Source organism: Pseudoalteromonas sp. M8 (assembly GCF_018141365.1).
In the GTDB taxonomy this organism is placed as follows: Bacteria; Pseudomonadota; Gammaproteobacteria; order Enterobacterales; family Alteromonadaceae; genus Pseudoalteromonas.
This window is the reverse complement of record NZ_CP047240.1, coordinates 909,687-925,336: the sequence shown is the minus strand read 5'-3', so window position 1 is coordinate 925,336 and position 15,650 is coordinate 909,687. Positions and strand designations below refer to the sequence as shown.

Below are 15,650 nucleotides of genomic sequence, written 5' to 3'. Positions count from 1 at the left end.
TGGGTTAAAACTCCATTTCTTCAAAGGCCTCACTATCCGCCTCTAGCTCCTGCTGTTCTGAGCTATACTGGGACTGTGTTGCATCAATAAACTGTGCTAATTCTTTGATTGTTTGGAAGGCAAACAGGTCTGCAATTTCAAAAGGGTAATCCCAGTGCGATTGGACACGATCGAGGATACTCATGGCATGAAGCGAATTTCCGCCTAGAGCAAAGAAAGACTGCACGGTACTGAGAGGTTCTGTGATACCTAAACACTCTCGCCAGACTTCCTCTAGAGCAACTTCTGTTGCCGTATGTGCTGGAACATATTCAATCTGAGGCTGGGCCGTCACCATGCTGTATAGTGCTTTACGGTCAAGTTTGCCGTTAACAGTGACTGGTAATTCAGTCAATGCGATATAGGTTGCAGGTATCATGTAGTTCGGTAAGGTAGATGCCAGCAACTTAGGTATCACAGCTGAAAGTTCAGCACTGTCCAATGATGTAACACAGAATGCGATAAGCTGTTCACCAGCTTGTAACTCCTGCACACTGACAAATGCTTCTTCCACTTCATCACAGCCTGCAATCGCAGCTTGGATCTCTCCTAGCTCTACACGCAAACCACGGATTTTAACTTGATGATCTAAACGACCAAGGAACTCCAGAGCTCCACATTCTAAACGACGGACCAAATCGCCCGTGCGATAATATCTCTGCTGACAACGGTTTGCTAAGCTCACCGTAATAAATTTCTCCGCAGTGAGCTGTTCCTGCTGAAAGTAACCTCGAGCCAAGCCAATCCCAGATATGAGTAACTCTCCTGGAATACCGATAGGCTGCTCAGCAAAATCCGGACTCACTACTACACAGTTAATGTTATCAATAGCATAACCAATGGGAACACTCGGGGCCGAGGTGGTTTTACTACAATCCCAATAACTTACATCTATTGCTGCTTCTGTCGGGCCATATAAGTTATGTAACTGAGCGGATGACGCTCGTATAAACTGTTCTCGGTGATCGCGCGTTAATGCCTCACCGCTACAAAATACCTGTTTCAGTGTTTGGCATTGCGATAACTCTGCATGCTGCATAAATGCTTGCAGCATTGAAGGTACGAAGTGACAATGAGTAATGCCTTGTCGCTGTATCAACTCTGCTAGATACTTAGGCTCTTTGTGACCCTCGGGTTTAGCTAGAACAATACTTGCGCCAACGGTCCAAGGCCAAACAAACTCCCAGACCGAAACATCAAAACCATAAGGCGTCTTTTGCAGCACTTTATCACTGGCTTTCAGTCCATATTGCTTTTGCATCCACAGTACACGATTCAACAAGGCTTGATGCTCAACCATCACCCCTTTTGGTTGTCCTGTTGTACCTGACGTAAAAATCATATACGCAAGATTTGTCGCGCTTAATTCAAAGGTACTAGGAGTCGTTGCTCTATACTGGAAGAGAGTATCTAGCGTCGCTTCGCTATCGATCACAGTCACTTGATGTGATTGCAAACACTCAGCTTCCGCTAAGTGCTGTTGGGTCAATACTTGTACATCACCCAGCTGGTCTAAGATTGCACTACTGCGCGCGTCCGGCATACTCGGGTCAATAGGTACATAAGCGCCACCCGCCTTTAACACCGCCAAAATTGCAATAACCATGCTACAGTGACGTTCAAGATACAAAGCCACGAAGGATTCTTGCATTACTCCCTGAGCCTGTAGCAAACGAGCCAATCGGTTCGCTGCCTGATTTAACTGCTGATATGTCAACGTTTCTTGAGTATCAAGAACGGCGATGCTGTTAGGTGTTACCTGTGCAAAGTGGTCAACATATTGATGCGGTAGTAAAGCTAAATTGTGGGAACAGAAAGTATCATGTTGCTGCGCCAGTAAATGTTGCTCAGACGTCGATAACAGTGAAATTTCACCCACACCTTGACCATCCGCAAGCTGAGAAAAGATGGCATCAAGATGATGTTGCATTTGCGCTATGGTGTTATCGCTGAAACGCTCTTTACGATATCCCAATGTAAGCTGTAAGTGTTCACTATCATTCACAATAAAAGTCAACGGCACAGCACTATACTCTGCCGTCTCACTACTATTGATAACAACATCGCTGGTATTATTCGCTACACTGCTATTGCTCTCAGTAGGATAATTCTCAAACACTACGATACTATCGAACAACTCAATCTCAGCGGCAATCGCTGTTTGTTGCTGGATCTCTGGCAAAGTTAAAAAGCCGTGTTCTTGACTCTGCAACTGGCTTTCATGTAATTGCTTAAGCTGAGCTTTAAGATCCGTTGATGGAACAAAATCAGCTTTTACAGGTATGGTGTTTATGAATAACCCAACCATCTTTTCAATGTTTTGTACCTCAGATGGCCGACCTGAAATTACAGTACCAAACAATACCTTTTGGTCACCACTGTAACGCTGTAACAAGTATCCCCAAGCCCACTGTATGACCGCATTGAGAGTCACCTTGGCTTCACTGGCAAGTACTCGTAGCTTTTGCGACAGACTCGTACTTATTTGCCATTGTCGCTCAACATAGCCTGATTGAACGTCTAAATTTTGGCTTTCTAACAATGCGGTGGGCGAGTCAAAGTCATGTAAGTAAGTATGCCAATAGTCAAGAGCACTTTGCTTATCTTTACTCTGCAACCAATCATAGTAACCATCCAGTGGGATCGGTTTCGGTAACGATAAGGGTTGCGAGTTAGCAAAAGACAAATAGCTTTGCAATAGTTCTTGGTAAACGGTTTGCAGACACCAACCATCTAAAATTAGGTGATGATGTGTCCAAAGTAATTGATGCTGCATGGAGCCATAGCGCACGATAGTAACTCTATGCAAAGGCGCTTCATTGAGTGGCATTGCCATTTCTCGGTCTTGCTCACGCAACGTGATAAATGCGCTGTGGCGCTGCTCATCACTCAAGTCGCTCCAATCTAAAAAGCGCACAGGAACTTTAATATCTGGTGCAAGCACAAAGCGATAAAGGCTACTTTTTTCTATAGCAAAGCCGCTTCGCAATATTTCATGCCGATTAGTCACATATTGCCATGCTAGCTCCATCGCCTTGATGTTCAATTCGCCACTGATTTGATTTACAACTTGGGTTAAGTAGGCTTTTTTATCAATTTGACTTTGAAAGAATATTCCATGCTGTAATGGTGTTGCAGGAAAGATATTAATGAGTGTACCAAAGCGTTTCTGCCATTCATTAAGCTGAGATTGTTGTAATTCGACATGAGGGACATCAGAGGTTGTTAACATCGGCATTCGGCCTTCACAGTGATTAGCAATATCCTGCAACGCCATAGCTAAATTATTTTTAAGAGCAACCATAGTCTCTGGACTAAACTGCGCAACACTATAGTCAATCATCAAATGCAGTAAGCCTTCACTCACTTGGCCATTGATCGCAATAGCAAACTCCCGTAAAGCTTGCTCGTGTAGATTTGACCCCATACTTTCATTAGCGAGAGAAAAATCCCCATGCTCGTGCTCTGCATTTATCTCAATTTGTCCAAGATAGTTAAATAGCACAAAAGGATCCGCTTGCTCAAAATGCGAACACTCAGAAGTTTGGGAGTAGTATTTTAGTGTTCCAAAGCCAACGTTCGACTCAGAAATAACCCTACGCCGTTCTTTTACAGCAATAATTACTTCTGTAAGCCCTGTGCCCTCTGAACTAAGTAATAGTGGATAAAGTGAAGTAAACCAACCTACTGTTTCACTGAGATCCACATCATCAGAGATAGGATCCCGACCATGGCTTTCCAGTGCAACTGCGACTTGCGATACCGCAAATGTTTGCTGCAGCGCTAAATACAGCCCACTTAACAATAAATCCTCTACTTGCGTGCGATAAGCTTGGTTTGCACTTCCTAGGAGTTGACGAGTTACTGAGTGGGTAAGCTGTAGCTTAACGATTTCACTTTCACTGCGTAAACAGGGCTCTATTTCACTCTCAGATAAAGGCATCATGGTATTTTCAGCGGCTAATTGGGCAAGCCAAAAGACTTGTTGCGCTTGGAAATCGTCGTAATGAAGCGCTAAGGTATCACTCCACTGCCTTATAGATGAGGTTTTTGCTGGTAACCGAGGTATCTCTTGGCGTTGATGCTGACACCAAAGACGCTGTAAATCTTGTACCAAAATTCGCCAAGAAACACCATCTACGACCAGGTGATGCGCTACAAGTAACAACCGAGCTTCACTTTTACCTGAGATTAAGACTGCTTTAAATAACTCACCTTTTGAAATATTAAACCCAGACTGTGCTGCAGCAGCAATTTCAGTTACGGCCTCAGCCGACCAATCAGCAACGAAAACATTCTGTACAACCCGATTAATATCAATTTGTTCAAGCGCAATAAACTCGCCCATCCACCCTGTTGATTTGTGAGTAAACCGCAATCTCAACGCGTCATGCCTATCAAGTAAACATGAAACTGCTTGCCTTAGAAAATCTTGCGATAACTCAATAGGCACTTGCAATAAGATAGACTGATTATAATGATGTACAGCCGCCCCTTTTGAGCGTTGTAAGAATCTCAATTGAATAGGTAAAGGCCTAAATTCTCCGCTTAGGGGAGATTGTTCAGCACTCACTTCTTTACTTGCTTTAACCACCAATGCCTGATCAGCAACCGTAGGTAACTGCATAACTTCTTTTAAAGTTATATGGAGCCCCTCTTCCCGAGCCATAGCAACCAATTGAATTGCTATAATTGAATCCCCTCCTACGGTAAAAAAGTGGTCATTAATACCAATCGCGTCGTTTTTGAGCAATCGCTGCCAAATGAGTAATAACTGCTCCTCTGTGGCATTTCTTGGTGCTATAAAGGCCTCGAGCTCAGTGTTACTATGCAATTGTTTTAGCGCATTTTTGTCAATTTTACCGTTCGGGGACAGCGGCCACTGTGATACCGCAATGTAGCGACTTGGCAGCATGTACTCTGGTAGTAATGCCCGTAGATACTCACGTAGCTGCTGTGCCAACCCCGTCGCTTCTTCTGTTCGGACGTAAGCCTGTAACTGTGACTCTCCTGCCTCTTCTACCACTAACACTAGCGATTCTATTACTGCATCATGGCTATTTAGGTGATGCTCTATTTCCCCAAGCTCAATACGAAAACCTCGTAACTTCACCTGCTCGTCAACGCGCCCTATAAAACACAACTCTCCTTGTTGGTCATATCGAACTAAGTCTCCTGTACGATAAAGTCGTGCATCTGTGTTGTGACTAAAGCGGTCTGGAATAAAACGCTGTGCCGTTAGCTGTGGCTGATTAAGATAACCACAAGCCACGCCCGCACCACCTAAATACAACTCACCCGTTACTCCAAACGGTAACAGCTCTCCTTGTTCTCCCAGTACGTAAGCCTGCGTATTGGACACCGGACGACCTATTCTTGGGGCCTGCTCCGGTGCCGCTGTCATTTCATAGTAAGTGGAGTACGTCGTATCCTCTGACGGTCCATACAAGTTCACAACTCGCCGTAACTCTCGCCCACTAAATAACTTCTCTACTACTGTCTGTGCCAGTGGCTCTCCTGCCAAGTTGACACTCAGAACCGAGCTAGGAAGCCGCTGCGCCGCCAGCAATGCATCTATTCCCGACGGCACTGTATTAATTAGACTAATACCCGCTATGTCTTCGTTTAGCAGAGTCAGAATGTTTTCCACTAAGATTACTTTGCCACCAAAGCTCAGTGGAACGAATAACTCAAACACCGATAAGTCGAAGTTAAGTGACGTGCTTGCCAACACCCCCGCTAACTCTTCCGGCTGATAAAACTCTCCTGCCCACTGCACCATCGCCAACGCATTCCTGTGCGCTATCACTACCCCTTTTGGCTTACCTGTCGAGCCTGATGTATAAATAAGGTAACTTGGCTGGTCGCTCGTAGCTTGCGGATGACGGCCTAAGTTGTCTCTACACTGTTGTGCTAAGTCCTGCTGTAGTTTAGTGGCGTCTAGCTGCCACAGAGCGACACCTGCGATATCCAACAGCCCTTGAGTATGCTCGTTACAAATAACATGCTGCAACTGCGTATCTGCAACAATATACTCCAGTCGCTGTTTGGGATAATTAGGGTCCAGTGGGACATAGCGTCCTCCAGCTTTTAATACAGCCAACACTGCCACAACCATATTCACCGAGCGCGTTAGCAATATCCCTACCGCATCTCCTAGCTGCACTGCTTGATGCTGTAGTTGTCGTGCCAATTGGTTTGCACGTTGGTTGAGCTGACCATAGCTGATACTTTCATTGGCGGTTTCTACCGCCACCGCATCTGGTTGGCTCTTTGCTTGACGCTCAAACAACTCATGCAATAAACAGCTCGGCACCTCAACATCCTGAGCTGTACTATTCAACTCCGTGAGCAAATAAGACCGCTCTCGCTCACTTAAAAGCTCAACCTCCGCAACCTTCAAGGCCTTCGTCAACCCCAATAGCAAACGCTTATAATGTCCGCCTAAACGTGCCAAACTCGCCGAATTATAGTGCCCCGCCCCGCCTTCTAAGCGAATACTCAACCCTTCCGATACATGCGCCACTACCGTTAAGTCGTAGTTCGTCCCTTCCGTTGTCTCCGCTGTCGTAACCTCTAACCCCGACTGCTCATCCGCTTCACTTAACTGCGCATCAACCGGATAGTTCTCAAATACAAATACGCTATTAAACAGAGGCTCTCCCAACGGCGACTGTTTTTGTATTTCATACAACGGATAGTAGCTATGCCCTTCTCGTGCCACTTGCTGTTCGTGCTGCGCCTGCAATAGCCCAAGCACCGTCTCTTCTGCACCGCTCTCTACAACCACCGGTACTGTATTGATAAACAAACCTAATATCGACTCGACACCCGCAAGACTTGCCGGCCGCCCTGACGTCACTGAACCAAACACCACCGCACCTTGGTTGCCATAGCGCTGCAACAACACCCCCCATGCCGTTTGTACGACTATATTTAACGTCGTTCTCGCTTCCGCCGCCAACCGTTGTAACGCCGCCGTCTCTGATACACTAAACTCAATGCGATACTCGCCCTCTCCTGCTCCCACCTCTCCTTGCTCCGCTGGCAACTGAGTATGGCTACTCAGCGGCGCTAACGTGTCTCGCCAAAACGCTACCGTCTCCTCCTTGTCTTGCTCACTCAGCCACTGAGCATAATCTCTATAGCTGTATTCTGGCGCTCCACTTGCTAACGGTATACCCGCACACAGCGCTTCATAACATTGCTTTATCTCCTTAAATACCAACGGAATACACCACCCATCCAGTAGCGCATGGTGGTAACTCCAGAGCAACGTATGTTCATCTCCTACATTAAATAAGCTAAAGCGCATCAGTGGTGCTGCATCTATCGCAAAGGCTTTGCGCTTATCCATACGCTGATAATCGTCTAAATAATGTTGCTGCTGCGCCTGTGACATCTCCCTTAAATCTTCTTCCTTCCAAGGCAGTACCGCATGTGCGCTCACCCTTTGATGCGCATTCCCTTGCTCTATTCCTACAAATGCCGTTCTAAAAATATTGTGCCGCTCTATTACCGCTAACCATGCAGCTTTAAATGCGCTTGCATCCAAATCCTTGAAGCTTATCCGAGTCTGCGTGACATAACTCCCTGCTTCCAACAAACCATGGAATAACAGCCCCTGTTGCATCCCCGTCGCTGGATATAAATCTGCAATATCCGACCCAATATCCCATCGTTCTAACTCTTCCGTAGTCACCCTCGCCAATGGAAAATCACTCGGTGTATAAGGCCCAACGCCCACCGCCTTACAATGCGTAATAACGTCTCTTAAGGCCTGCTCATAAGCCTTCATCAACGTCGATAGCGCTCCCTCGCAATAACACCCTGTGTCATAATTCAGCGTAAAACCTAAACTGCCAAATACCACTTTCCCATTTAACACCAGCTCTTCTTGTGCTATCCGAGCTGCACTTATATGTTGCCCTCTATTTTCCTCTGCTATGTTAAAGGCGCCCGTCTGTTTTACCGTTTGGTCAAACTGTCCTAGGTAATTAAACTGCAAAGCCGGCATCGTCTTATCCGCAAGCTCACTATCACCGCAAAGGTACTTTAATACGCCATAGCCTATTCCCGTATCCGGAACCTGACGGTATTGCTCTTTTACCGCCATCAAAATACCACCGACATCCTCCGCCGCTTGTACGCTTAGCTGCAATGGATACATACTGGTAAACCAGCCTACGGTTTGACTTAAATCTATTACCCCCGTAACTCCCTCACGCCCATGCCCTTCTAGTGTCACCGATAGCGTTTGAGCACCACTACAACGTTGATGAGCTAACCACAAAGCCGCCAAGAGTACTTCATTCACCTGAGTTCGATAACTCTGTGGCACCATCGTGAGCAAAGCCTGTGTCTCATCCTCACTCAATTGGATTTGTAATTGTCGCCGTACACCTGCTTGTACCTGCTCATGACCATAATGCTGTTGCCAACTATTATCTGCCTCTAGTTCCCGCCAATATGAACGTTGCTGCTGAAGCCCTTCACTCTCGCTATAGCGCTGTAAGTGTCTTCCCCACTGTTGATAACTATGTGTCTTATCACCAAGCTGCAATGCTTCTCCCGCTTGGTATTGTTGATAGAGCTGTGCTATGTCTGACAGCAAAATACGCCAAGAAACCCCATCCACAACTAAGTGATGTATCACCAACAGCAAGCGTCCTGTACCCGCTTTGTTCGCCAAATAGACCAATCGTAATAACTCACCATCTATCGGTGATAAGCTGCGCTGCGCTCGCTCTGCAATAGCCGTTAAACTCTCTGCCTCTCCATCCCACTCATGCTGCTCTATGCAGTTTGATAGCGCCAATGCTTCCAAGGCTTGATACCAACCTCGCCACTGCCCCTGTGATTTATCAAAACTGAGCCTCAATGCGTCATGTCTCGTGACCAAAGCTTGCAACATCGGTATCAGGCATTGGGTGTCAAAATCCTCTGGGGTACTTAATAGAACCGACTGGTTAAAGTGGGCTAACGCCGTTTCGTTTTTGAAAAATGCCTGCTGAATAGGCAGCAATGGCATCTCTCCTATCACCGCCTCTTGTGCTATCGTGTATCCTTTGCTCTGCTTTACACACCGTGCTAATGCCACGATGTGTTGATGACGAAACAGGTCTTTAACACTAAAATACAGGCCTTGCTCCGCTGCCCGTGAAACTAGCTGAATTGATAATATTGAGTCGCCACCTAGGGCAAAGAAGTTTGCCTCACAGCTCAGTGACGCTTGCGGTATCTTTAATAAACTCGACCATAATTGCTGCAATTGCGCTTCTGTTTTATTTTGCGGTCCTCGGTAATGTGCTGTCGTCAACTCCGGTTGTGGCAAAGCGCGTTTATCAACCTTACCATTGACTGTAAGTGGAAATTGCTCCAACACCACAAACTGGCTCGGCACCATATATTCTGGTAATTGTTCGGCGAGGTAACGCTTCAACAATGAAGTCTGCTCATTGCCACACAAAGTTGGTTTTAACGTTATATAAAGTAATAACTGAGCACTGTTATTTTTTCCTTCAATAACATGGGCTACGGCTTGTTCAACGCCAGTAAACGCCACTGCAAGCGCCTCAATTTCAGCCAACTCAATACGATAGCCACGAATTTTTACCTGTTCATCGATCCGGCCTACGTAAACTAAGTTGCCATCTTTGCGTTGACGGACAAGATCCCCACTGCGATAGATCCGCTCCCCTTGCCAATTCAGAAACTTTTCGGCTGTGAGTTGGGGCTGCTGTAAATATCCTTTAGCAACTCCAAAGCCGGCAATACATAGCTCACCGACCCCACCTTTAGGTGCCACCTGAAGATATGGGTCAAGCACATAAAGTTGGGTATTTGCAATCGCACGACCTATTGAAACCGCTGCACTAGCGGGCTCTTTCTGGCCAGGAAGTACAACATAATCACAACAGCCAACGACGGTTTCCGAGGGGCCATATTCGTTCACAAAGGTCGCGCCATTGAGCCATCGCTGACACTGTCCCAACAGCTGGCCTGTAAACTGTTCCCCACCCACCACTATCGTATGAGGTGTTGTAATACTCTCACCATGGTGAATAGCGCAAAGCGCCTTCAGGTGGGATGGTGTAAGTTTAAACAAACTAGCAGGGCCACTGCGCAAACACTGATACAGATCAGCTAAAGTATCTTCTTCTGGCAGTATCGTGATGGTTTTAGCGCTGATAAGCGGTGCCAATAACGAAGTTAACGTTGCATCAAAACTCAGTGTTGAACTAACTACTGACCGTAATATACCTGCACAGAGATAATGCTTTGCTGCATAATCAAGATAGTTACTTAAGCCTTTATGTAGTACCTCAATTCCTTTCGGTGTGCCAGTTGAACCAGATGTATAAATAACATACGCGACAGGGTTGCTGTACACCTCAGCTAACTTAGTTTTAGCCGTTTTCTCATAGGTGTTGATATCGACGACAGTAGCAATTGAGACGCCTTGTAGCTTCGACTGCCACTCAGGCTTTGTTATAATGGCTGCCAGCTCCGCATGCTCGGCTATTCTTAACAAACGTTGCTCTGGGTGACTCGGATCCATAGGAACATAGGTCATATCAGCACGCAATATTGCTAGTACTGAAACCAACAAAGACTCACAACGGCCGAGACAAATACCAATTCGAGCATGAGGTGGGAAATGAGTTACTAAGTAGCAAGCGAGATCTTGAACTTGTGCTGCCAAATCCGCATAAGTCATCGTGCTGTTAGAAAACTGCAGTGCTGCCTGTTTTGGTTTTCTATTGACCTGCTGTTGAAACGACTCTTGTAACCTTAATTCTTGCGGTGCTTCTCGCCCAATATATCCCCGTTCTGATGAGGAAAGCGTAAGCTCACTAAGCATCGTCGTTTCAAAAGTACACTCACTTAAGCTTGTTAGCAATGCGGCGAAATCGGCCAGCATTAACTCCATACTACTGGGTAAAAATAAGCTAGTATCGTATTGCAACATCAACACAGGGCAACTGCTACTTAGCTGTACCGCAAACTCTAAGTCATATTTGCATCTATCAGCTGCCACTGGGATAAGATTTGCTTCTACACCACTAAGCGTGAAAGATGAAGACTCCGTATTATTCATGTTCAACATGATCTGAAATAGCGGTGTATATTGAGTTGTACGAGAGTTACAACAAGCATCTACCACTTGTTCAAACGGTACTTCCTGATGTTCTTGCGCTGCAAGGTTCACGTCGCGAATATGCTGAAAGAATGCAGATAAAGTACGCTCTTGAGTATCACTACGAAGCACTAGTGTGTTGACAAAGAAGCCGATCAACGGTTCCAGCTCTGTTTGACATCGATTTGCTACAGGGGTGCCAATCACAACGTCGTGTTCATAGCTATATTTTGATATTAATAGGCTTAATGCCCCATGGTAGAGCATAAAAGGGGTTATATTGGCAGCGGTAGCAAGCCTTTGTAATTTCTCAGCCAACGCTGAGGGTAATTTTCGTTGTAGGCGTTTACCATTACTTAACTTAGCACTCGGCCTAGCGTGATCTAACGGTATTTGGTGCACAGAGGGCAGCCCTTGCAACTGCTGCTGCCAATAATGCAACTGACTACTTATTCTCGCTTGGGTGTCACTCTGTTGCTGCCAATGTGCATAATCACTATATTGTATACTGAGAGGAGGTAAGTCTTGTGGCTGTTGAGTCACCTGCGCCTGATAGATACTACAAAATTCATTAACCAAGACCCCCATTGACCAAGCGTCAGAAGCAATATGATGTACTGTAAAAATAATCGCAAGCTCATCTTCCGCTAAACTTACCGCCGAAACACGTAGCATTTGGTCTAAACTCAGATCAAAAGGCTGACTGTTTTGCTCATGTATCAACCGTTCTAAAGCCAGCTTTTGCGCATCTCCCGTTAAGTGAGTCAATGATAAGTGCTTTATCTGAAAAGGCTTAGTATGATTAACTTTCTGCATCACAACGCCATCAGCCGATTTAATAAAGACGGTTCTTAACGTCTCATGACGCTCAATAAGCAAAGTAAAGGATTGCTGCGCGCTCGCTAAATCAAATTTCCCGCTTAGTTGTACCGCTGAAGTAATATGGTATTCAGAACTACCTTGATTCAGGTTATCTATAAACCACAGCCGCTTTTGTGCATAAGACAGCGGGTGTAATTGTGACTTATCTGCCTTAGCTTGAATCGTCGCGCCAAGAATATAGTCAGCTTGCTCATCAAGACAGTGAGCTATATTTCTAATGCTTTGGGCCTTAAAAATGGTTTGTAAGGACAGTGACTTTGCAAATTCTGCTTGTATTGCAGCTTGCATTTTTACCGCCCGTAGGGAATGCCCGCCTTGACTAAAAAAGCTACTATTTAGGTCTATTTCAGTAACCGGAGTATTTAATATGCTAGACCAAATACTTAACAACTTAACCTCAGTCTCTGACTGAGGCTGCATTATTTGTTCAGCTATAGGCTGATTAACTTTCGCTTTTAGCGCATTTTTGTCAATTTTACCGTTCGGGGATAGCGGCCACTGTGATACCGCAATGTAGCGACTTGGCAGCATGTACTCTGGTAGTGATACCCGTAGATACTCACGTAGCTGCTGTGCCAAACCCGTCGCTTCTTCTGTTCGGACGTAAGCCTGTAACTGTGACTCTCCTGCCTCTTCTACCACTAACACTAGCGATTCTATTACTGCATCATGGCTATTTAGGTGATGCTCTATTTCCCCAAGCTCAATACGAAAACCTCGTAACTTCACCTGCTCGTCAACGCGCCCTATAAAACACAACTCTCCTTGTTGGTCATATCGAACTAAGTCTCCTGTACGATAAAGTCGTGCATCTGTGTTGTGACTAAAGCGGTCTGGAATAAAACGCTGTGCCGTTAGCTGTGGCTGATTAAGATAACCACAAGCCACGCCCGCACCACCTAAATACAACTCACCCGTTACTCCAAACGGTAACAGCTCTCCTTGTTCTCCCAGTACGTAAGCCTGCGTATTGGACACCGGACGACCTATTCTCGGGGCCTGCTCCGGTGCCGCTGTCATTTCATAGTAAGTGGAGTACGTCGTATCCTCTGACGGTCCATACAAGTTCACAACTCGCCGTAACTCTCGCCCACTAAATAACTTCTCTACTACTGTCTGTGCCAGTGGCTCTCCTGCCAAGTTGACACTCAGAACCGAGCTAGGAAGCCGCTGCGCCGCCAGCAATGCATCTATTCCCGACGGCACTGTATTAATTAGACTAATACCCGCTATGTCTTCGTTTAGCAGAGTCAGAATGTTTTCCACTAAGATTACTTTGCCACCAAAGCTCAGTGGAACGAATAACTCAAACACCGATAAGTCGAAGTTAAGTGACGTGCTTGCCAACACCCCCGCTAACTCTTCCGGCTGATAAAACTCTCCTGCCCACTGCACCATCGCCAACGCATTCCTGTGCGCTATCACTACCCCTTTTGGCTTACCTGTCGAGCCTGATGTATAAATAAGGTAACTTGGCTGGTCGCTCGTAGCTTGCGGATGACGGCCTAAGTTGTCTCTACACTGTTGTGCTAAGTCCTGCTGTAGTTTAGTGGCGTCTAGCTGCCACAGAGTGACACCTGCGATATCCAATAGCCCTTGAGTATGCTCGTTACAAATAACATGCTGCAACTGCGTATCTGCAACAATATACTCTAGTCGCTGTTTGGGATAATTAGGGTCCAGTGGGACATAGCGTCCTCCAGCTTTTAATACTGCCAACACTGCCACAACCATATTCACCGAGCGCGTTAACAATATCCCTACCGCATCTCCTAGCTGCACTGCTTGATGCTGTAGTTGTCGTGCCAATTGGTTTGCACGTTGGTTGAGCTGACCATAGCTGATACTTTCATTGGCGGTTTCCACCGCCACCGCATCCGGTTGACTCTTTGCTTGACGCTCAAACAACTCATGCAATAAACAGCTCGGCACCTCAACATCCTGAGCTGTACTATTCAACTCCGTGAGCAAATAAGACCGCTCTCGCTCACTTAAGAGTTCCAACTCTACTAAGGACTGCTCCACAGGTTGTGTTAGAAGGTTGTCCAAAACATTACCGAAGTGCCTATCAAATTGAGTTATGGTTTCTTCATTAAATAACTCGGTATCATAGACCCAAGTGAGTTTGCAGCCAGATTCGGACAGGGAAATGCTGATGTCTAAGTCATACTTGGTAGTAATGTTATCTGATAAGACTTCCTCGAACTCCACTCCCTGAAGGGATAGGCTCGGCTTGCTTGACGACTCACCCTGAAACATACTCAGCATCACTTGGAAAATAGGAGTATGCTGCACGCTACGCTCAACTTGGCAATGCTCTACAATCTGCTCAAACGGTAAATCTTGATAGCTTTGCGCGGCTAAATTGGTATCACGAATATGAGTTAAAAATGCAGCGACAGTATCATGTTTGATAGATGACTTTAAAATTAGGGTATTGACAAAAAAGCCAATTAGCGGTGCCAGTGCTGTGTTTTGTCTATTTGCAAACGGAGTCCCAACAATAAACTCTGATTGGTTACTGTGACGGCAAAGTACAATACTCAGGGCTGCATGAAAAACCATAAAGGGGGTCATTCCATGGCGCATGGCAAAAGCCTCTATAGCCGAAGTAGAATAGCGACTGAACACTCTGGCACCCTCATTACCTTTGCGCTCTGGGCGAGGATAATCCAAAGGTAAACGATGCAATAACAGAGCACCTGATAACTGCTGTCGCCAGTAACGTAACTGCTCCGCTAAGCGACTTTCTGTTAGCCACTGCCGTTGCCACACAGCAAAGTCAATATATTGGATAGCCAATGGAGTAAGTCTGGTTTCTTGTCCCATTTGCAGCGCTTGATACTCAGCAACAAACTCACGTACAAATATATTCATCGACCAGCCGTCAGAGGCGATGTGATGCATATTAAATAACAGAGTATTTTGGTTATCTGGGCCAGCTATAATATAACTCACCCGTAGCATTAGCTCAGTTGCCAAGTCAAAACTCTTTTCTGCATCATATCGGATCAACTCAGCTAATTTACGTTGTTGATACTGTGCCTCAAGTGCAGAAAGATCAATGCGGTTGATCTGAAATTTGAATTCTTGATTTATCTGCTGAAAGGGTTCCCCTTCAACCTCTCCGTAAGTGGTTCGTAATACTTTATGCCGCCAAATCAATTTCTTAATGGCTCGTTCTGCAATATCAACCGAGAAATCACCTGCGACTTTAATCACCTTAGGTATGTTGTATTGTGCACTCTGCCCTTCAAAGCGATCGATAAACCACAGGCGCTGCTGAGCAAAAGAGAGAGGGAAATGACCGTCATGAGATGCCAGCGCAGATATAGTTGACTTAGGATTAGTCTCATTCTTTGTTAAAAAATGAATAATTTCTTGTTTGTTTGCCAGTATTTCTTGCTTGAGATTTTCAGGAAATGAAGCAACCGATAATTTATATTTCAGCTGCCCGCCTTCTGTATATAGGTACACACCTGAAGACGTGGCACTTGCAACTAGCTGACTGATACTCATAGATTATTTTCCCTAATAGGCTTTCATTCTTATTATTGAGCATCAAATAAGGCCTGTCTTACGCACGTGT

1 protein-coding gene is annotated in these 15,650 nt (G+C 45.6%); it reads right to left on the bottom strand.

Annotated features, from left to right (window positions below; genetic code table 11):
* Positions 1 to 4 precede the first annotated feature (4 nt).
* The gene (locus GSF13_RS08935; protein ID WP_211867965.1) at positions 5 to 15,580 is read right to left on the bottom strand and encodes a non-ribosomal peptide synthetase; all 15,576 of its coding nucleotides are present in this window, start codon (positions 15,578 to 15,580) and stop codon (positions 5 to 7) included.
* Positions 15,581 to 15,650 lie beyond the last annotated feature (70 nt).

Coding starts and splice junctions, on each gene's coding strand:
- GSF13_RS08935 (WP_211867965.1), bottom strand. CDS start 15,580: ATGAGTATCAGTCAGCTAGTTGCAAGTGCCACGTCTTCAGGTGTGTAC.